The sequence below is a fragment of the Acinetobacter lwoffii genome (assembly GCF_049367455.1).
Classification (GTDB): Bacteria; Pseudomonadota; Gammaproteobacteria; order Pseudomonadales; family Moraxellaceae; genus Acinetobacter; species Acinetobacter lwoffii_W.
The window spans coordinates 191916-210738 of sequence record NZ_JBMPXW010000009.1 but is presented as its reverse complement, the minus strand read 5'-3'; the positions used below and the strand labels follow the sequence as shown (position 1 = coordinate 210738).

Annotated in this window: 21 protein-coding genes; 11 read left to right on the top strand and 10 right to left on the bottom strand. The window is 45.0% G+C overall.

Annotated features, from left to right (window positions below; genetic code table 11):
- The first annotated feature begins 24 nt into the window (after positions 1 to 24).
- Complete coding sequence (locus ACO1B7_RS16730) at positions 25 to 633, top strand: hypothetical protein (RefSeq protein ID WP_024160765.1); 609 nt, start codon at positions 25 to 27, stop codon at positions 631 to 633.
- Positions 634 to 665: 32 nt separating this feature from the next.
- Here ACO1B7_RS16730 and ACO1B7_RS16725 read toward each other — a convergent pair whose 3' ends face one another.
- From ACO1B7_RS16725 to ACO1B7_RS16715, 3 genes are all read right to left on the bottom strand, one after another.
- Positions 666 to 1691: an IS30-like element ISAba125 family transposase gene (locus tag ACO1B7_RS16725; RefSeq protein ID WP_087554627.1), complete on the bottom strand. Its 1026-nt coding sequence runs from the start codon at positions 1689 to 1691 to the stop codon at positions 666 to 668.
- A 79-nt stretch (positions 1692 to 1770) separates the two neighbouring features.
- A complete protein-coding gene (locus ACO1B7_RS16720; RefSeq protein ID WP_000422636.1) occupies positions 1771 to 2550 on the bottom strand; it encodes an aminoglycoside O-phosphotransferase APH(3')-VIa in 780 nt (259 codons plus the stop codon).
- 100 nt (positions 2551 to 2650) lie between these two features.
- Positions 2651 to 3676 (bottom strand): IS30-like element ISAba125 family transposase, encoded by a 1026-nt coding sequence (locus ACO1B7_RS16715; protein ID WP_087554627.1) that lies wholly within the window; start codon positions 3674 to 3676, stop codon positions 2651 to 2653.
- Between the two features lie 339 nt (positions 3677 to 4015).
- Here ACO1B7_RS16715 and ACO1B7_RS16710 point away from each other — a divergent pair, with 339 nt between their 5' ends.
- From ACO1B7_RS16710 to ACO1B7_RS16680, 7 genes are all read left to right on the top strand, one after another.
- Entirely contained in the window at positions 4016 to 5164 is a 1149-nt protein-coding gene (locus ACO1B7_RS16710; RefSeq protein ID WP_058952573.1) for a hypothetical protein, read from the top strand.
- A 183-nt stretch (positions 5165 to 5347) separates the two neighbouring features.
- Entirely contained in the window at positions 5348 to 5503 is a 156-nt protein-coding gene (locus ACO1B7_RS16705; protein WP_005006030.1) for a hypothetical protein, read from the top strand.
- 38 nt (positions 5504 to 5541) lie between these two features.
- A complete protein-coding gene (locus ACO1B7_RS16700; RefSeq protein WP_033917496.1) occupies positions 5542 to 5967 on the top strand; it encodes a hypothetical protein in 426 nt (141 codons plus the stop codon).
- Between the two features lie 335 nt (positions 5968 to 6302).
- Positions 6303 to 7259 (top strand): hypothetical protein, encoded by a 957-nt coding sequence (locus ACO1B7_RS16695; protein ID WP_227504909.1) that lies wholly within the window; start codon positions 6303 to 6305, stop codon positions 7257 to 7259.
- Between the two features lie 22 nt (positions 7260 to 7281).
- Positions 7282 to 7710, top strand: coding sequence for a hypothetical protein (locus ACO1B7_RS16690; protein WP_033917495.1), 429 nt, complete (start codon positions 7282 to 7284; stop codon positions 7708 to 7710).
- 522 nt (positions 7711 to 8232) lie between these two features.
- A complete protein-coding gene (locus ACO1B7_RS16685) occupies positions 8233 to 8529 on the top strand; it encodes a hypothetical protein (RefSeq protein WP_000019232.1) in 297 nt (98 codons plus the stop codon).
- 2 nt (positions 8530 to 8531) lie between these two features.
- Entirely contained in the window at positions 8532 to 9524 is a 993-nt protein-coding gene (locus tag ACO1B7_RS16680) for a TniB family NTP-binding protein (protein WP_001381192.1), read from the top strand.
- On the opposite strand, the gene ACO1B7_RS16675 is transcribed toward ACO1B7_RS16680, so the two are convergent.
- From ACO1B7_RS16675 to ACO1B7_RS16665, 3 genes are all read right to left on the bottom strand, one after another.
- On the bottom strand, positions 9493 to 9993 hold the full coding sequence (locus tag ACO1B7_RS16675) for a GNAT family N-acetyltransferase (RefSeq protein WP_000376623.1): 501 nt from the start codon (positions 9991 to 9993) through the stop codon (positions 9493 to 9495). The genes ACO1B7_RS16680 and ACO1B7_RS16675 overlap by 32 nt on opposite strands.
- A 127-nt stretch (positions 9994 to 10120) precedes the next feature.
- The gene (gene sul1, locus ACO1B7_RS16670) at positions 10121 to 10960 is read right to left on the bottom strand and encodes a sulfonamide-resistant dihydropteroate synthase Sul1 (RefSeq protein WP_000259031.1); all 840 of its coding nucleotides are present in this window, start codon (positions 10958 to 10960) and stop codon (positions 10121 to 10123) included.
- Entirely contained in the window at positions 10954 to 11271 is a 318-nt protein-coding gene (locus tag ACO1B7_RS16665) for a DMT family transporter (RefSeq protein ID WP_071211019.1), read from the bottom strand. The genes sul1 and ACO1B7_RS16665 overlap by 7 nt, the downstream gene beginning before the upstream one ends.
- Positions 11272 to 11273: 2 nt before the next feature.
- Between ACO1B7_RS16665 and ACO1B7_RS16660 the strand changes: the two genes are divergently transcribed.
- Together ACO1B7_RS16660 and ACO1B7_RS16655 are read left to right on the top strand one after the other, a co-directional pair.
- A complete protein-coding gene (locus ACO1B7_RS16660) occupies positions 11274 to 11504 on the top strand; it encodes a hypothetical protein (RefSeq protein WP_032495677.1) in 231 nt (76 codons plus the stop codon).
- Between the two features lie 498 nt (positions 11505 to 12002).
- On the top strand, positions 12003 to 12332 hold the full coding sequence (locus tag ACO1B7_RS16655) for a hypothetical protein (protein ID WP_033917513.1): 330 nt from the start codon (positions 12003 to 12005) through the stop codon (positions 12330 to 12332).
- Here ACO1B7_RS16655 and ACO1B7_RS16650 read toward each other — a convergent pair.
- Positions 12305 to 13006, bottom strand: coding sequence for a hypothetical protein (locus tag ACO1B7_RS16650; RefSeq protein WP_032495674.1), 702 nt, complete (start codon positions 13004 to 13006; stop codon positions 12305 to 12307). The genes ACO1B7_RS16655 and ACO1B7_RS16650 overlap by 28 nt on opposite strands.
- Positions 13007 to 13376: 370 nt before the next feature.
- On the opposite strand from ACO1B7_RS16650, the gene ACO1B7_RS16645 reads away from it, so the two are divergent.
- On the top strand, positions 13377 to 15218 hold the full coding sequence (locus tag ACO1B7_RS16645) for an ABC transporter ATP-binding protein (protein ID WP_032495614.1): 1842 nt from the start codon (positions 13377 to 13379) through the stop codon (positions 15216 to 15218).
- Positions 15219 to 15256: 38 nt separating this feature from the next.
- On the opposite strand, the gene ACO1B7_RS16640 is transcribed toward ACO1B7_RS16645, so the two are convergent.
- The 3 genes from ACO1B7_RS16640 to ACO1B7_RS16630 all read right to left on the bottom strand — a co-directional run bounded on the left by ACO1B7_RS16640 (position 15257) and on the right by ACO1B7_RS16630 (position 18703).
- On the bottom strand, positions 15257 to 15832 hold the full coding sequence (locus tag ACO1B7_RS16640) for a glutathione S-transferase family protein (protein WP_001176353.1): 576 nt from the start codon (positions 15830 to 15832) through the stop codon (positions 15257 to 15259).
- Positions 15833 to 15905: 73 nt separating this feature from the next.
- Positions 15906 to 16832: an inhibitor-resistant extended-spectrum class A beta-lactamase PER-1 gene (locus ACO1B7_RS16635; protein WP_001100753.1), complete on the bottom strand. Its 927-nt coding sequence runs from the start codon at positions 16830 to 16832 to the stop codon at positions 15906 to 15908.
- A 329-nt stretch (positions 16833 to 17161) separates the two neighbouring features.
- Positions 17162 to 18703: an IS91-like element ISCR1 family transposase gene (locus ACO1B7_RS16630; protein ID WP_000050481.1), complete on the bottom strand. Its 1542-nt coding sequence runs from the start codon at positions 18701 to 18703 to the stop codon at positions 17162 to 17164.
- Positions 18704 to 18823: the final 120 nt, after the last annotated feature.

Below are 18823 nucleotides of genomic sequence, written 5' to 3'. Positions count from 1 at the left end.
CTCTATAGAATAGGAGAAAATACAATGTCTGATCATATCTATAATTACATCATCGGCAGAATCGACAAAAGCCGTAAAATTATGGTTCTGGTGAACTACGAATCAAGATCCAATCTGGTGACTCAAGCACAGTTAATGAAAGTCCAATTCCCGAACCTCAATACCTTGAGAATGTTCCTGAATGACTTTGAGCCAACGGAAAAACATGTTATCCATTACTCGAAATACAGTAAAGAAATGCCATCAGGTGCAGATGGATATTTCCTATTTTCAGAACATGACCAACAATGGAATATTTTTGATCCAAAAGTTATAAATCGGTTTGTTCACATACACCAAGAAGCACCAGAGTTCGATAACTACCAAGATTATATCTGTTCTTGTGAAGTCAAAAACTCACCTACACTTAAAGCAAAACATAAAAAACAAGCATTTGTGCAGAAGATGATCTTCACTTCATTGGGTTTTGAGCGTTATTGCCATCATTGCAATGGCTATGAACCACTGGATCGCTTTTATTATCATTCTGATACCAAAACCTATGAAGCAGTTTGCAAGCCTTGTTATGTTCCTCATTACAAGCCTTACAAAATGAAAAAACGTATGACCAGTACGGTTGAAGAATATATTTAATCATTAACTAGAACTCAAAAAGATGGGCGAATTCAAACATGAGGTGCGACAGTTTCAAAAGCCATATGATAATCAACAAGCTGAGCAAATTTCTCTAATGGTGTAAGCCAATCTAACGCCTTTCTAGGACGAGTATTCAGTGACATGGCAACTTGATTTAAATAATGCTGATCTGCCTGATTTAAATCAATCCCTTTAGGTAAATATTGCCTAATTAAACCATTCATATTTTCGCATGTGCCTTTTTGCCAGGGTGAATGTGGGTCACAGAAATATACATCTATGCCTAAATCTTCTTCGAGTATTTTATGTTCTGACATCTCACGTCCACGGTCATAGGTCAACGTTTTACGCACTTCTGCAGGTAAATATTTCAGAGCTTCAGTTAAAGCCTTGCGCACTGATTCTGCCTTTGCATCAGGTAATGTTGCCAAGATACAGAGCCGTGTATTTCGTTCAATAAGTGTTGCTATCGAACTTTTATTGTCTTTACCTTTAATTAAATCAGCTTCCCAATGACCCGGTATTTTTCTTTCTTGAACTTCGGCTGGGCGCTCATGAATAGTTTTAATATCCTGTAATATAGAATCTTTTTTAGGTTCACCGTTAGCTTTTCGCTTTTTATTTTCATGACGTAGACAGGATAATAAGTCTTTTTTCAACTCACCCTTGGGTAATGCTCGTATCGTTGAATAAATCGTTGTATGGCTTACATTCATTGTTTGATCCAAATCAGGAAATGTCTTTAAACGCTTTGCTATTTGCTGAGGAGACCATAAACAACGGATCGCTTCAACAATAAATTTCCAGAGGATTGAATCGATTTTGAGTTTTCTGTGACCACGTCTACGTCTAGCAAAAGTGTTATCAGAAGCATATTGAGCTTGATAAACGTCATTGATGCTATTTCTTTTAAGCTCACGATAGATCGTACTAGGATGTCTTTTAATAAGTTCAGCAAATTTTCTGGCTGAAAAGCCTTCTTTTCTTGACTCAAGCATTAATGCAGTACGATCTTCAAAGTTAAGATGATGGTATGACAATTTTATATACTCCATAAACCCTTTAAATTAATTAGGTGGTTTATGTCGCACTTCAAGTTTTACTCTGCCAAGTATTTTTAGATAATGCTTGGAATCAATTCAATTCATCAAGTTTTAAAAAATAATTCCTTTTGTCAGGTCTATCATTTTTTAAATGCTTTAAAAATATTTTCGCAGTTTCCTCCGATGCATCCTCTCTTAGGCAACGTTCAACAAAGGATATATCTACAAATTCATCTGCTAACCCAGCACGACCAAGATCTAAAAAATAAATTTCATTGAATTTATCTATAAAAATATTACTATCCGTGATATCGCCATGAGAAAAAACCAATCTTTCTTCAACACGAGTCTCGGTTAACTCATTCCATAGACTTAGGTAAGTTTTATGGTCTCCCCATAATTCAGTGTCAAAATCATCTTGATCTATATCGTCAAGGAGTTGGTTATCAATAAAAAATTTTGACTCTTTTAACCGATGATCAATGTTTGAAATAAATGGACAATCAATAATAGCAATTGAATTTAACAGATTGAGTGCCTCCTTATAGATAGCAAGCAATTCTTGGTCTGTTAAAAAAAGCGCTGAAATTGGTTTTGCATTGATCGCTTTAGTGATCATGAATTCAAACTGCTCATCCTGAAAAGTCATGATGAGTTCAGGCACCTTTAATTTCTCAGAGAGCCAACTCAACATTTTCGCTTCACGAGAGACACTGTATGTGGTCTCTGTATATAAAGTGCTAGATCGCTTAAGAAAAAAAGTTTCATTATTTCGATTAAAAGAATAAACATCCGATGGCGACTGACCAATTTTATTTGGCTCTAAAACGCTGTTTCCGATAAATTGTTGAATAATATTGGGCAATTCCATCAAGTTTTCCTTTTATTCAGCATTAAAAACCCCGCAAATGCGAGGCCTAGTAAATAGATGATCTTAATTTGGTTCACTGTAGCAAAAATATGGGGCGAATTCAAACATGAGGTGCGACAGTTTCAAAAGCCATATGATAATCAACAAGCTGAGCAAATTTCTCTAATGGTGTAAGCCAATCTAACGCCTTTCTAGGACGAGTATTCAGTGACATGGCAACTTGATTTAAATAATGCTGATCTGCCTGATTTAAATCAATCCCTTTAGGTAAATATTGCCTAATTAAACCATTCATATTTTCGCATGTGCCTTTTTGCCAGGGTGAATGTGGGTCACAGAAATATACATCTATGCCTAAATCTTCTTCGAGTATTTTATGTTCTGACATCTCACGTCCACGGTCATAGGTCAACGTTTTACGCACTTCTGCAGGTAAATATTTCAGAGCTTCAGTTAAAGCCTTGCGCACTGATTCTGCCTTTGCATCAGGTAATGTTGCCAAGATACAGAGCCGTGTATTTCGTTCAATAAGTGTTGCTATCGAACTTTTATTGTCTTTACCTTTAATTAAATCAGCTTCCCAATGACCCGGTATTTTTCTTTCTTGAACTTCGGCTGGGCGCTCATGAATAGTTTTAATATCCTGTAATATAGAATCTTTTTTAGGTTCACCGTTAGCTTTTCGCTTTTTATTTTCATGACGTAGACAGGATAATAAGTCTTTTTTCAACTCACCCTTGGGTAATGCTCGTATCGTTGAATAAATCGTTGTATGGCTTACATTCATTGTTTGATCCAAATCAGGAAATGTCTTTAAACGCTTTGCTATTTGCTGAGGAGACCATAAACAACGGATCGCTTCAACAATAAATTTCCAGAGGATTGAATCGATTTTGAGTTTTCTGTGACCACGTCTACGTCTAGCAAAAGTGTTATCAGAAGCATATTGAGCTTGATAAACGTCATTGATGCTATTTCTTTTAAGCTCACGATAGATCGTACTAGGATGTCTTTTAATAAGTTCAGCAAATTTTCTGGCTGAAAAGCCTTCTTTTCTTGACTCAAGCATTAATGCAGTACGATCTTCAAAGTTAAGATGATGGTATGACAATTTTATATACTCCATAAACCCTTTAAATTAATTAGGTGGTTTATGTCGCACTTCAAGTTTTACTCTGCCATGGCAACTATTAATTATTGCCATCTTTTTTTGATATAGATCTATGTAATCAGGTTATTTTAATATGTGAGCCTTATTTTATTTAATTAAATATAAATAATTGATATTAGTTTTATTCAACGTATACGGTGATTTTAATTGATTAAAATATTTTAATTACTGAACCACTACCGTTGTTAAATTCAGCTTCATTAATATTTTAAGGAAAAAATTATAAACGCCACTTAATAACTATTATGGAATCTCAGATGTAGAGCACACGGCTCAAAACTTGGAGATTTTAAAATGTCACATTTCACAGTTGCAGTAGTTACCACCCCTGATGGTGATGTTGTAGATGCCCTAGAACCATTTTACGAATTTGAATGCTCAGGCATTAAAAACAAATATTGCATTTCAGAATCATCATTGGACGAAATTAAAGACCAATACGAATCGACAGAAATCACTTTGATGAAAAACTCAAAGCCTATCATAGATGATGGTGAAGAACGCTATGCGTTTCTTGACGACCCTCGTTTCGTGCGTGATGCAACAGACTTAGAGCTTTATGCCATCAAAAACAACAAAGGTGATATTTTTGCTGACTTCCCGAACGGCGGTAAGCATTTATCAGTGGTACAGGTCAAAAACGATGATGGTACGTACTCAAGTCGCATTCGTGATTTAGGCATGTTCATTCAATGGCATCAAAAAGATGTGCCATGTACTGAAGTGTTTGAGCTTCAACAGTTCATTAACTGGTATAACGAAAAAGTTACGCCGACTGTTTTGACAGGTGAAAAACCTGATGAAAGTTGGACAGAATGGATAGAGCTTGATGCTGACGGTAAAGTGGTCGATTACTTCACCACCACCAACCCGAATCCGAAATACGATTGGTATGAAATCGGAGGACGTTGGAAAAACATGCTGTTGCGTCTTGATGGACGAAAAGTGGATAGCTGCCCGATTGGTGAGCTAGATTTTGAAACCGAAATCAACCGCTTAAAAACCGAAGCTAACCGTGTTTATGACTATTTTGAGAAGTGTATCGGTGATGCTTCACGTACTTGGCGGTCATGGGCTGATGTTTGGTCTGATGAATCAATCGAATCAGTGAACGATAAGCGTAATTTCTATCATAACCAAGATGCAATCTTATTAATGAAAGCCAGTGATACGGATAACCTGTTTGGCATATTCGGACATGAATTTGATGAATTTTTGGTGAGCCGTGAAGAATTCCTAGCTAAAAAATCAGCAAACCCATTCGGTACATACTGTTTCTTAGATGCGACCAGTGGTGATGAAATAGGCGACTGGACAGGTTCAGAGTGTGGCATGTTTGGACTGGATATTCGCAAGGAAGAAGATTGGGAAAACAAAAACCAAGCCTTGCTCAAGAGCTTTCCAAGCGACTATATAATCACGATTGTTGATTGCCATATCTAAAACCCAAACAGGGATAAGCGTAAAACCTTATCCCTTTTCTTTTGGGTATTTTTTAAAATGCATTCGATGTTTTTTTAATTGATTAAAAAGGTTTTGAATTTTTAAATTTTAAGAAAAATTAAACAGCTATTGCGCTTTGTATAATGAATATAGATTTAATCACTATCCTAAAGGGCTTTTAATATGTGGAATACATTAGTTTTAATTCGTAAAACCGCAACGTCAAAAGAAATAAAAGACAAAGCTGATATGTATTTAAGCCAGTTAAATACTGCAACCATTTCAGCATCTCTTAAAGCTGAAATACTCTCTTTTATCGAATCTGTTTTAAACGATTAATCAACTTAGGCTCAACGCCTACAACTTGGAGAAACCCCATGAATTACTACAACACATTCACCATTCCATGCAATTTTAAAGTACAGCACATTGAAGATGGTCAATTTGTCGTGTTTTTTGCTGATGGCACTCAGTTAAGTTACCAGATTGAAAACACCAGTAAGGTTAAATGGATTGAACCTGAAGCATTCAGTTTAGAGCAAGTACGCCTAAGCTCAAAAGAGCCAATCAATGCCGATGATATTGACATCATTAAGTATGCTTCATACCGCTTAATTGCTGACACGCCATTGATTGATGATGATGGTAGCAATCCTGAACCTGATTGCCTTTACTGCAAAAAATCTAGTGACACTCTTAACAGCCTCATACTTCAAGTCACTGAAGCACATACCCTCTCATGTTGGCTACTGACATCAAACGGCGTTCATATCCTAGATATTAATGAATTGACTGAAGCTTAATAACAACAACCAGTGAAGCATGTCTATTGCTTCACTGGTTGGCAGTTGAAAACCGCATTCGATGTTTTTTAATTGATTAAAAAAAGGTTTAGAAATTTGGTTGTGGCCAGCGCTAGATCTGGCGCACCAGGATCAATGCTTATTTGTATGGTACCTTAATTGCTTCCATCATTTTAATAGCATCCTCATTACTATTTTTAGCTGCTATCTGTTAAAAGTCGCAGCAAGGACCAGTAAAACAATAATAAAAATAAATAATTTTAAAAAAGTTTTTGGTTTAGGTTCTATCTTAAAATAAACATATTGAAGCAGAAAGCTTAAAACTTGGAGTTGAAATGGTTACTATTAATGAATTACTTAGCAAAAACCTTGATCGCAAATATGGTCCAATTGAAGCGCATGAAGTTATAGAACTTGTTCGTGTAACTCGTGCGCCAGAATCAATAAATAACCCTTCAATGCCATCAGTTAGAATTTCTACTGCAGATCTGCACCATATGGTTGAACAAGCTAAAAAGTTCAATTTGTGGGAAGAATGGTCCACCAAGGTTTTAGCAACTGAGTTGCCATACAACCCTTATCTTAAGCCAGTGTTTACAGGTCATAGTTTCCCACGTTCTAGCATGTCTACTGACAACTACGAAGCATTAGTACGCTCTACGTTAGTGCCGGTGCTACTACCTGAAGATAAAAAGTCTTTTATCAACCTGAATGACAAAGTTATGTCATTTAACAACCTCATGTTTGATATGCCCGATGCGATGGTGAACCATCTCATGACTGGTAAAAAACTTTGGCTATATGCAAAAAATGGGCAAGTGGTCTGGTATACCCGTGCTGAGTATGAGGCGCAAACCAAGTGGAACCAGGCTGAACAGGATGCTAAGAAAAAAATTACTGCATTGTTTGAATTATTCAATGCGCTGCAACAAGCTAAACCGATCTTTGATGCTATCGATCAGAAGAAAAACTTCAGTGCTTTACCGTTCAAATGGTTCACTGGTGTAAAAATTGTAATGTCAGGCTTGTCAGCTGGATCATGGGGCGATGGTGAAAAATCAAATACAGTGACTCACTTGGTTTTTGATGAAGACTACTCAGGATCTAAATTGGTTCGTGAGAAAAACCAGTACTTGTGCTCAGCTGGAGGCTTATTCCCTGCAGATGAAGCAAAGAAAGAATTCAAAATGAAAGTAGGTGAAGTTACCGTGGACACGGTACCGCACCTTGTTACATGTAAAGTGTGCCTAAAACGTATTTTTACGCAACTTGCATTAACTCAATCTAATTAATCAAATTTATAGGGTGTTCATCATGAATAACAAAACAATTGCCAAAAAAATGATTAACCAAGTTAAATCGGTTATCACTGACCCTCAAGCAAAAAGCTTGTTGGCTGCTTATCACGTAGAGACGTCATTTACCCACTTCTACGAAACACACAGCCACATTTACTTGGTTGGTAAAGACATTACTGCAGTCATGGCCAAACATTTTCCATACTTCACGTTTAAGACTCGTGATAACAAGAAAGCCCGTCACGGTATTGGCGATGGCTCAATGTCTGATTGCTTAAACAAGCTGCGCCGTGTGTATCGCTTAGAAATCAAAAAACCGATTAGCGAGAAGTTTATCGCTGAAGCTGGTGCACCGACTTTCACAAAAAGCCAATCTGTAAGTCCTGTTGCTTATTTGATTGATGAAGTTGTGCAACTGTCTTTGCACATTAAAGACTTAAACTGATGAATCATAAAATCAATAACTTACATTAGGTATGATTCAGTAAATTTACATTATAGTTCTAAACTCAATGAACTTTGAGTTTAGATAACCAATCCATTTATGACATAATAGTTGTAAATTTACTTATGTTTGAGTTTACCTATTCCAAATATCCAATAAGTAAATAAAACGGTGATTGCAAGTGATATAAAAATGACTATTGGGGATGGTACTTGCATTGGACTCAACCAAAATCCAAATAAAATACATGCAACAAATGCACTGCTACAAAGAAACAACTTAAAAAATACCACAAGTATTGAATCTGATTTTTTCGTAATATTCATTCAAACTTCCTCTTTGAGTTTACAACTATATTGTTAAAGTTTAGAACATTAATGTCATTTTTGAGACTTTAATGGTCAGTCACAGCGGCGTGAACGCTGGCCGTCCTTTCTGATCCGGCGCGATCCGCGCGACATCAGCCGTATCTGGGTCCTGGAACCGGAGGGACAGCATTACCTGGAAATTCCCTACCGTACCTTGTCGCATCCGGCTGTCACCCTCTGGGAACAACGGCAGGCGCTGGCGAAACTGCGGCAGCAAGGGCGCGAACAGGTGGATGAGTCGGCGCTGTTCCGCATGATCGGCCAGATGCGTGAGATTGTGACCAGCGCGCAGAAGGCCACACGCAAGGCGCGGCGTGACGCGGATCGCCGCCAGCACCTCAAGACATCAGCTCGGCCGGACAAGCCCGTTCCGCCGGATACGGATATTGCCGACCCGCAGGCAGACAACTTGCCACCCGCCAAACCGTTCGACCAGATTGAGGAGTGGTAGCCGTGGACGAATATCCCATCATCGACCTGTCCCACCTGCTGCCGGCGGCCCAGGGCTTGGCCCGTCTTCCGGCGGACGAGCGCATCCAGCGCCTTCGCGCCGACCGCTGGATCGGCTATCCGCGCGCAGTCGAGGCGCTGAACCGGCTGGAAGCCCTTTATGCGTGGCCAAACAAGCAACGCATGCCCAACCTGCTGCTGGTTGGCCCGACCAACAATGGCAAGTCGATGATCGTCGAGAAGTTCCGCCGCACCCACCCGGCCAGCTCCGACGCCGACCAGGAGCACATCCCGGTGTTGGTCGTGCAGATGCCGTCCGAGCCGTCCGTGATCCGCTTCTACGTCGCGCTGCTCGCCGCGATGGGCGCGCCGCTGCGCCCACGCCCACGGTTGCCGGAAATGGAGCAACTGGCTCTGGCACTGCTGCGCAAGGTCGGCGTGCGCATGCTGGTGATCGACGAGCTGCACAACGTGCTGGCCGGCAACAGCGTCAACCGCCGGGAATTCCTCAACCTGCTGCGCTTCCTCGGCAACGAACTGCGCATCCCGTTGGTTGGGGTAGGCACGCGCGACGCCTACCTAGCCATCCGCTCCGATGACCAGTTGGAAAATCGCTTCGAGCCGATGATGCTGCCGGTATGGGAGGCCAACGACGATTGCTGCTCACTGCTGGCCAGCTTCGCCGCTTCGCTCCCGCTGCGCCGGCCTTCCCCAATTGCCACGCTGGACATGGCTCGCTACCTGCTCACACGCAGCGAGGGCACCATAGGGGAACTGGCGCACTTGCTGATGGCGGCGGCCATCGTCGCCGTGGAGAGCGGCGAGGAAGCGATCAACCATCGCACACTCAGCATGGCCTGTCGACAACCTCTCGCGCAACCAAGACATCGCGGTCGGACTGCAAGTGATCTTGAAGCCACGGGCCCGTCCCACCCCGACATGGACCTCGATGCCCGAACGGACGTTAGATTTCGAGTTCTAGGCGTTCTGCGATGAAGGTTGGATCCCAGCCGGGATTGAAAGTGTCGACGTGGGTGAATCCGAGCCGCTCGTATAGGCCACGCAGGTTCGGGTGGCAGTCGAGCCGCAGCTTGGCGCACCCCTGCGTTCGCGCGGCATGGCGGCAAGCCTCGATCAGCGCGGAGCTGACACCCCGGCCCGCATGTGTCCGTCGCACCGCGAGCTTGTGCAGATATGCGGCCTCCCCCTTGAGGGCGTCGGGCCAGAACTCGGGATCCTCGGCCGACAAGGTGCAACAGCCGACGATGCCGTCGCTGCAACTCGCGACTAGGAGCTCGGATCTCAGGACGAAGGTCTCCGCGAATGTCCGGTCGATCCGCGCGACGTCCCAGGCGGGCGTTCCCTTGGCGGACATCCACGCCGCAGCGTCGTGCATCAGCCGCACAACCTCGTCGATATCACCCGAGCAGGCGACCCGAACGTTCGGAGGCTCCTCGCTGTCCATTCGCTCCCCTGGCGCGGTATGAACCGCCGCCTCATAGTGCAGTTTGATCCTGACGAGCCCAGCATGTCTGCGCCCACCTTCGCGGAACCTGACCAGGGTCCGCTAGCGGGCGGCCGGAAGGTGAATGCTAGGCATGATCTAACCCTCGGTCTCTGGCGTCGCGACTGCGAAATTTCGCGAGGGTTTCCGAGAAGGTGATTGCGCTTCGCAGATCTCCAGGCGCGTGGGTGCGGACGTAGTCAGCGCCATTGCCGATCGCGTGAAGTTCCGCCGCAAGGCTCGCTGGACCCAGATCCTTTACAGGAAGGCCAACGGTGGCGCCCAAGAAGGATTTCCGCGACACCGAGACCAATAGCGGAAGCCCCAACGCCGACTTCAGCTTTTGAAGGTTCGACAGCACGTGCAGCGATGTTTCCGGTGCGGGGCTCAAGAAAAATCCCATCCCCGGATCGAGGATGAGCCGGTCGGCAGCGACCCCGCTCCGTCGCAAGGCGGAAACCCGCGCCTCGAAGAACCGCACAATCTCGTCGAGCGCGTCTTCGGGTCGAAGGTGACCGGTGCGGGTGGCGATGCCATCCCGCTGCGCTGAGTGCATAACCACCAGCCTGCAGTCCGCCTCAGCAATATCGGGATAGAGCGCAGGGTCAGGAAATCCTTGGATATCGTTCAGGTAGCCCACGCCGCGCTTGAGCGCATAGCGCTGGGTTTCCGGTTGGAAGCTGTCGATTGAAACACGGTGCATCTGATCGGACAGGGCGTCTAAGAGCGGCGCAATACGTCTGATCTCATCGGCCGGCGATACAGGCCTCGCGTCCGGATGGCTGGCGGCCGGTCCGACATCCACGACGTCTGATCCGACTCGCAGCATTTCGATCGCCGCGGTGACAGCGCCGGCGGGGTCTAGCCGCCGGCTCTCATCGAAGAAGGAGTCCTCGGTGAGATTCAGAATGCCGAACACCGTCACCATGGCGTCGGCCTCCGCAGCGACTTCCACGATGGGGATCGGGCGAGCAAAAAGGCAGCAATTATGAGCCCCATACCTACAAAGCCCCACGCATCAAGCTTTTGCCCATGAAGCAACCAGGCAATGGCTGTAATTATGACGACGCCGAGTCCCGACCAGACTGCATAAGCAACACCGACAGGGATGGATTTCAGAACCAGAGAAAGAAAATAAAATGCGATGCCATAACCGATTATGACAACGGCGGAAGGGGCAAGCTTAGTAAAGCCCTCGGTACATTTGTTTTCTGATTTAGTGACAATGGTAAGGAACAGTTATGCAAATCAACTTAAATACTCCGGGCACAGCGGCTACATCAACAATACAAACTGTTGCTCCTGCTGCTCAGGCTAAAACCACCACTACAACAGCACCCTCTACTGCAGACACTGTCACCTTATCTGCTGAAGCAAAGGCGAAGCTGGCTGCAGAGCAGCAAGAATCTAAAGCAATAAATCCAACACTGACTACATTAGGTGGTGGCTGGGGTAATGAACCACCAAAATAAGAGGTAGTTTGTGGGGACATTTATTACGACTCTTGCTGAGTACTTATGGGTGTTGTGCATAGGTTCTCTACTGCTGTCCTTAGTCTGGTCGGCCAGTAAATCTGCACGAATAACCATATTGATACTCACTTTATCGGGATTAGCTCAAGACAGGATTGCTCCTTTGCTGATGGGGATATCTGAAACATCTCCTGAGCTCGCTCGCTTACTTTGGTACCCAAGTTGGGTGATATGTCAAACATTGACGCTTGGTATCATCTGGGTTATTCATAGAAAATTCGTATGGGCGGTTGAACAAATCACTCAATTCATTTGTTTAAGCATCTTGATGCACTCTGTTCTGCAGGTAGCGAGATTCACAGACAGAGTCATATTTGGCACTGATCTATTGGGTGGTATATACAAATATGGAATACCAGCTATAAATATCGCAGCAATTTTAGCGATATTTTTATGGTCCATATCAGGAGCCGTCAAGCACAGAAAGGAACTTCAGGAATGCTGACTTTTGTTATGTCTGCAATTACGTTTGGCTTTTTACTGTTAAGTCTGTTTTTCTACAAGAAGTTGATTGGAATGTCAGATGCATTAAACATTATCGAAAAGCAGGTGGCCGCTGATATGGAGATCCGGGCGCATAGATTATGCCTGCTTGCATACGAAGCGCAACGGTTCGGTAACTCTGTGGATAGACGTGCTTTGGATGAAGAGTTTAAAGATTTTTTGCACCTGTACATTGAAGACTACCAAGCAGAAGTCGCAAAAAAGATCAGAGAACATAAGCTCAGCGAGATTTCTGCCTACGGATTTATTAAATTAGATAAGTAGTCATAACAACAAAGCTGTGGACAAGATCTGTCTTGTCTTATTTTAAATGCCCCCCACTGCTTCTCATAGTGATGCACGCCAGCTTTGGCCACCTTTAGATTTGACTGATGCTGCTTGTTAAGAAAATTCTGAATATCTTGCTGAACCTGATGCACAGCATCCAGTAATTGGGCTAAAGCAAACTCCTCGGCATGAAACACAAAGGTTTTACTGGCAGGTTCAAGCCAGCAAAACATGGCTTCATTATCCATCCAGGTGATCACCTGATTAAAACCGGTTAAATGATGCGCTTGATAACGACGCAGAGCAGTATTATCCCGCACTGAATGATCCAGCTCATCTGCATGACGCCATAACGCCTCATTCCGCAGTGGATGGTTTAGATCAGGCAGGTTGATTTCACTTCGCAGCGCCATGGCTCTATGACACAAATCCAGCCCCAGTTCTCCGCAACACTTGGCGGGCCAGAAAATCCGGGATAATTGATAGCTATGGATCAGAATTAAATGCACGGCATCGTACATATCTTCACAAGCCCGGCGCTGACAATCCCAGTCTTCAGACCAGTCATGTAATTGTTTGATGGCTCTGTCCAGTTGCTGACCAGCCTCAACGACTAACTCAGCTTGCAGTTCTGCCTGCTTCATGTAGACCAATAATTCTTTGGCATCCATTTCAACACTCCTGTAAGACGAGACAACACCCTGATTCGGGTACTCTGTATTTTCAGTGTAGAAAGCAAAAAGTCCTTTGCAAGCTGACAAAACAGAAGCTAAGTTATAGATTTTCCAGTTATTACCTATTAACGGTCCTTCAATAAATCTAAGCTGCTGAGTTCATGTGATATAGCATCTTTTGGATTTTTCAGATTTTTTGTATTTATTTTCAACAATCTGCTGTTCTGTTCAGCAAAAAAGCGAGTCACAAGCTATCGGTTATAAAATAAGATGGCCGTTCTAAACCGGGCTTTCATCAAATAGTTACATCTGTTTTTTAAACTTTGACGTACAATAACTGCCTTTTTCGTTGCTGCAGAGGAATTTTATGCTGGGCTTTTTTGAACGCTTAACCAACCCTTTCCCTGATAAAGAGCCAACTCAGCCACCTCAAGGCCTGTTTGCATTTTGTTTGCATTACAGTCAAGGCATGGTGTTGCCTCTGATCCTGATGTCTATTGCGACAGCCTTACTGGCCGCATTAGAAGTGTCCTTATTTGGCTATATGGGGCAATTAGTCGATTGGTTGGTAACCAAGAATCCGGCTACTTTCTGGCAGGAAGAGCAGGATACCTTGATCACTATGGCCATAGTGATGTTGCTGGTGTTGCCTGGTTTGGTATTTTTTCACTCAGCCCTGATCCACCAAACTATATTGGGTAACTACCCTATGTCGATCCGCTGGCTGGCGCATCGTTATTTACTGAAACAAAGTTTGGGTTTCTACCAGAATGAATTCGCTGGTCGCATCGCCACTAAAGTGATGCAAACGGCTTTGGCAGTGCGCGAAACGGCCACCAAGCTGCTGGATGTGATGGTGTATGTGGTGGTGTATTTTGGCTCTATGTTGTATCTGATCGCCGATGCAGATTGGCGCTTGGTACTGCCGATGATTGCCTGGTTAGTCATATACACCGGCTTGCAGTTTTATTTTGTGCCGAGACTGAAACAAGTTGCAACAGAACAAGCCGATGCCCGTTCAGAAATGACAGGCCGTATTGTCGACAGCTACACCAATATCAGCACTATTAAACTGTTTTCACACACGGCTCGTGAGTCAGAATACGCCCGCGATAGCATGCAGCTGTTTCTGGTGCCTGTGTACAGACAAATGCGACTGGCTACCTGGCTCAATATTTGTGTGCAGGGTCTGAACTATCTGTTGGTGTTCTCTATTGCCACGCTGGCGATATGGCTTTGGTCTGTCAATGCCGTCACTGTGGGCTCTATTGCCATCGCAGTCAGTCTGGCGCTGCGTTTAAATGGTATGTCGCAGTGGATCATGTGGGAAGTCAGTGCACTGTTTGAAAACATAGGTACTGTGGCAGATGGTATTGCGACTTTGTCTCAGCCTCAGCAAATCATCGACAAAGCTGATGCGAAGCCGCTTGAAGTGCCACAAGGTCAGATTGAGTTTAAGCAACTGAACTTTAACTACGGCAAAGCAGCAGGTGAACATGGTCCTGTGATTGATGGTCTGGACTTGTCGATTAAACCCGGTGAAAAAGTAGGTTTAGTCGGCCGTTCTGGTGCTGGTAAATCCACGCTGGTGAACTTACTGCTGCGCTTTTATGATGTCAATTCAGGCCAGATTTTGATAGACGGTCAGGACATCAAAACTGTATCACAGGAAAGTCTTCGCGCTCATATAGCTATGGTGACCCAGGATACCTCCCTGCTACACCGTACTGTAAGGGAAAATATTTTATATGGTCGTCCTGGCGCTACCGAAGCGGAAATGATTGAAGCAGCCCGTTTAGCCGAAGCCGATGCTTTTATTCAGGAGCTTACCGATCCTAAAGGCAACAGTGGCTACGACGCTCAGGTGGGCGAACGTGGAGTCAAGCTTTCTGGTGGTCAACGTCAACGTATTGCAATAGCTCGGGTTTTACTGAAAAACGCCCCTATTCTGATTTTGGATGAAGCCACCTCAGCGCTGGACTCCGAAGTAGAATCAGCTATTCAGCATAGTCTGACTCAGTTGATGATAGGCAAAACGGTTATAGCCATTGCACACCGTTTATCTACCATAGCAGCTATGGACAGGCTGATCGTTCTGGATCAAGGTCGTATTGTGGAACAAGGCAGTCATCAGGAACTGATCGCCAAAGGCGGTATTTACGCTCAATTATGGGCGCATCAAACCGGCGGCTTTATTGGTGTGGAATAAATAATAAAGGTCAGAGTCTTGGCTCTGACCTGTTGTTTTTAGCTTAAACGCGGGTCGGTTTCAGCGACCATCGGCCGGTTTAAATGCGCATTTCTGAACTGTAATAATACAGGGAAGGGTTTTAAGTCGACTAAATCGCGGAACAATATCCAGTCGATTAAAGTGAACAGACTGATACCAGGATAGTCCCAGTCACCGAAATGCCCTGCCCTGATTTGTTGCTCAAGTGCCTCTAGCGTCGCCTGAATTCGCTCATGCTGAAGATTAAAAAACAATTTATCTTCAGTCACGTCAAAACCTGAGCGCTTACAAAGCAGTAATTCAACCAAGGAGTCTGTGCAGGCATTGATGGTCGTCAGACCGTTTTCCTGATCCCAGCTCAATGGTTTGAATTTCAGTTTCGAAGCCAAATAACGATAAATTACGCCTGAATCAAAAATAACCTGCTCTCCATCCACTAACACAGGCACTTTGCGTGCCGGATTATGTTGTACCAACACTGAACGGCCTTCAGACTCAAAAATATTAAGCGCTACAAACTGATAAGGTTGCCCTGCCAGTACTAAACGTAAACGACGAACAAAAGGGGAAGCCACTGAACCTAATAACTGCATAACCTACTCCAATTTCAAACCATAGCTTTAGTGTACAACCAGAGTCAGCGGCTTAGATAGTGCTGATAGTCTGTTAATTTGGGCTTAGGGCAGAAAGCTTTTTCAATTCAAATTGATACGCAGTCTGAGCAACCTGCGCAATGATAGCTTCATTGGTTCGGCTTGACTCGGCTGAGTCTTTCACAAAAACAGCAACCAGCAAGGGCCGTCCATCAGGCAACAGAATGATACCTAAATCATTAGTGGCCGCAGTTTTTCCGGCTTTGATACCCGAAGTACCAGTTTTATGTGCGACCACAGTACCAGCTGGTAACAAACCTTTTAACCGCTCTGGTCCTGTGGTGGTTTCGACCATCCACTTCCATAACAAAGCCTGCGAGGTTTCAGACAGCTGTGTTTTTTGCTCAAACTTTTTCAGGATCTCTGCAGCACCTTTCATCGAGGTCCAGTTTTGATACTGCACCTGATCATCGGCGTGCATCTGCGCTTCATTTGCGACCACAGCGGTCTCCTTTATACCCATAGACTGGATATAGTCATGCAAAGCAGCTGGTCCACCAACCAGTTCAAATAACAAATCACAGGCCACGTTATCGCTGTGCGAGACCGAGTATTGCAGCAGTTGCTGCACTGGAACACTAAACTCGTCTCCCTGATACGCTTTCATTATCGGAGCCCAGGTATTCTGTAAAACCTTAGCCCTGTTTACGATAACGGTCTGATTTAAATCCAACTTTCCCTGATCAACCTGATGCAGTACCAACATAGCTAAATGCAATTTAAATACACTTTGCATTGGGAATTTTTCAAAAGGATTAATCAGTAAAGGTTCCAGATCGTCAGGCCCCCACACTGCAACGCCTACAGTGGCTTTTTTTCCAATGACTATGGATTCAATTTGCTCTTTTAACAGTGGGGATTGCGCTGAGGTTTCGAATGAACTAAAAGATACCATCAGTAGCGTCGAGGCAGTAACTACAGCTTTTATAATGACATTCATCGGATTGTCCTTTTGATAAGTCGATATGAATTATACAAAAGGCAGCCAAAGCTGCCTTTTTAGGGTATAGGAAGTATAAACCACCTTTTTGGGTATAGGGTATAGGAAGTATAAACCACCTTTTTGCTCCTCATCCGAAGTATCTTACCTGAAATTCCCTCACTCGTTTACCGCTCAAGCCCCAATTTTAACTGCCGGTCCAGCCTAAACCGCTCTAATAAGGTTCGATTTGGCGGTAAAATCTCTAGCCTGATAGCTCGAGAGATACAAACTGCCCCACCGCCCCGTTTAAAAGTTGGCAGTGTTGAGCAGTGTTGGATTTGGGGTCGTCAGTCAAAGAGACGACTCTGTGATGGATCGAACAGGCTGGGAGTCAGTGGCGGCGCTCGTTCTGGTGGCAGCTCACGCTGCTTGGCGGCATTCGCCTTGGCTGTTTTCTGTTTCAGATGCTTGAGAATCTGCTCAATGACCTTCGGATCTTCGATGCTGGCAATCACTTTGACGTGACCGCCGCAGTGTTCGCAGACTTCAATATCAATATTGAAGACTCGCTTGAGGCGTTGCATCCAGGTCATGGCGCGGTGGCGCTCTGCAGGACTCTTGTCACGCCAGTTAGTATCGAGACCTTCCGATTTGTCGGGCTTCTTGCCCCGCTTGGCGGGTGTTACTTGAACTCGGTGTTTGCTGTTCGGTGCAAAGACGCCGTGGAAGCGTGTGAGGTTGACTCGCGGCTTAGGTACCAACGCAGCGAGTTTGGCGATGAAGTCCAGCGGCTCGAAGATCACATGGGTGGTGCCATTGCGGTACGGAGTTTTGAGCTCGTAACGCACCTGCCCATTGGCGGTTAATGCCAGACGTTTTTCTGAAACCGCTGGCCGACTAATGTAGCGACACAAGCGCTCAAGCTTATCCCGCTGATGCGCTTCGGCCATCACACCGGCGTGTAGCGAGAAACCAGCATGGTTGGCTACTCGACTGCTTGAGTCGGCTTTATCCTCACGCCCTGGCAAGGTTTGCAGGGTGAAGACTTTGCGCCCTTGCTGGGGGCCGACGGCAATGCGATACGTAACCGAAGCACCATGTAATTGAGTCAGCGTATCGTCTTCGCCCTCTTCCAGTGTCAACCACGTATTCTCGGCATCACGCTCCAAAATCCCACGCTTTTCCATGCAGCGAGCGATGCGATGGCTGAGGGTGTGAGCGAGCGTATTCAGCTCATCGTAAGTGGGTGCCTTGACACGATGGAAGCGTTGCTTGCCATAGTCATCTTCGGCATAGACACCATCGAGAAACAGCATGTGGTAGTGGACATTGAGATTTAGCGCGGAGCCAAAGCGTTGGATAAGAGTCACTGAGCCAGTTTGTGCAGAGGCTTTGGTGTAACCGGCTTTTTTGATCAGATGAGTTGAGAGTGTACGATAGACGATACTCAAGACCTGGCCCATCAGCTGGGGATGGCGAGCCAGCAAAAAGCGTAGCTGGAAAGGAAAGCTGAGCACCCACTGGCGAATGGGCTCCTTGGGGAAGACTTCGTCTATCAGCAGCGCCGCACTCTCGGCCATCCGGCGGGCACCGCAGCTAGGGCAAAAGCCGCGTCGTTTACAGCTGAAGGCGACCAGACGCTCGTGATGACAATCCTCGCAGCGAACCCGCATGAAACCATACTCCAGACGGCCACATTGGAGGAGGTCGTTGAATTCTTGTTGGATGTAGCGAGGCAGGTGTTGACCTTGGGCTTCGAGTGAGGCTTTGAAGGCTGGGTAGTGCTGCTCAACCAGCTGGTAGAGCAGCGTCTGGTCGGGTTGGTGGCGTTCGTAACCGTTTGTTTGAGTGGGCGATTGACTCGCCGTGGCGTTCCTTGCCAGCGACATGGGTATCCTCCGCTGATACTGTGGTTATGTACAGTATCAGCGGCTTGCGTTCAGACGTCCAGTCTGGCCCTAGACATCGCTAAATGCTTAACCCGCAATAGCCCTCACGAGTTGTTATCA

Coding starts and splice junctions, on each gene's coding strand:
- ACO1B7_RS16715 (WP_087554627.1), bottom strand. CDS start 3,676: ATGGAGTATATAAAATTGTCATACCATCATCTTAACTTTGAAGATCGT.
- ACO1B7_RS16720 (WP_000422636.1), bottom strand. CDS start 2,550: ATGGAATTGCCCAATATTATTCAACAATTTATCGGAAACAGCGTTTTA.
- ACO1B7_RS16650 (WP_032495674.1), bottom strand. CDS start 13,006: ATGGATGCCAAAGAATTATTGGTCTACATGAAGCAGGCAGAACTGCAA.
- ACO1B7_RS16710 (WP_058952573.1), top strand. CDS start 4,016: ATGTCACATTTCACAGTTGCAGTAGTTACCACCCCTGATGGTGATGTT.
- ACO1B7_RS16660 (WP_032495677.1), top strand. CDS start 11,274: ATGCAAATCAACTTAAATACTCCGGGCACAGCGGCTACATCAACAATA.
- ACO1B7_RS16695 (WP_227504909.1), top strand. CDS start 6,303: ATGGTTACTATTAATGAATTACTTAGCAAAAACCTTGATCGCAAATAT.
- ACO1B7_RS16635 (WP_001100753.1), bottom strand. CDS start 16,832: ATGAATGTCATTATAAAAGCTGTAGTTACTGCCTCGACGCTACTGATG.
- ACO1B7_RS16700 (WP_033917496.1), top strand. CDS start 5,542: ATGAATTACTACAACACATTCACCATTCCATGCAATTTTAAAGTACAG.
- ACO1B7_RS16675 (WP_000376623.1), bottom strand. CDS start 9,993: ATGGACAGCGAGGAGCCTCCGAACGTTCGGGTCGCCTGCTCGGGTGAT.
- ACO1B7_RS16655 (WP_033917513.1), top strand. CDS start 12,003: ATGCTGACTTTTGTTATGTCTGCAATTACGTTTGGCTTTTTACTGTTA.
- ACO1B7_RS16630 (WP_000050481.1), bottom strand. CDS start 18,703: ATGTCGCTGGCAAGGAACGCCACGGCGAGTCAATCGCCCACTCAAACA.
- sul1 (WP_000259031.1), bottom strand. CDS start 10,960: ATGGTGACGGTGTTCGGCATTCTGAATCTCACCGAGGACTCCTTCTTC.
- ACO1B7_RS16725 (WP_087554627.1), bottom strand. CDS start 1,691: ATGGAGTATATAAAATTGTCATACCATCATCTTAACTTTGAAGATCGT.
- ACO1B7_RS16705 (WP_005006030.1), top strand. CDS start 5,348: ATGTGGAATACATTAGTTTTAATTCGTAAAACCGCAACGTCAAAAGAA.
- ACO1B7_RS16730 (WP_024160765.1), top strand. CDS start 25: ATGTCTGATCATATCTATAATTACATCATCGGCAGAATCGACAAAAGC.
- ACO1B7_RS16645 (WP_032495614.1), top strand. CDS start 13,377: ATGCTGGGCTTTTTTGAACGCTTAACCAACCCTTTCCCTGATAAAGAG.
- ACO1B7_RS16690 (WP_033917495.1), top strand. CDS start 7,282: ATGAATAACAAAACAATTGCCAAAAAAATGATTAACCAAGTTAAATCG.
- ACO1B7_RS16640 (WP_001176353.1), bottom strand. CDS start 15,832: ATGCAGTTATTAGGTTCAGTGGCTTCCCCTTTTGTTCGTCGTTTACGT.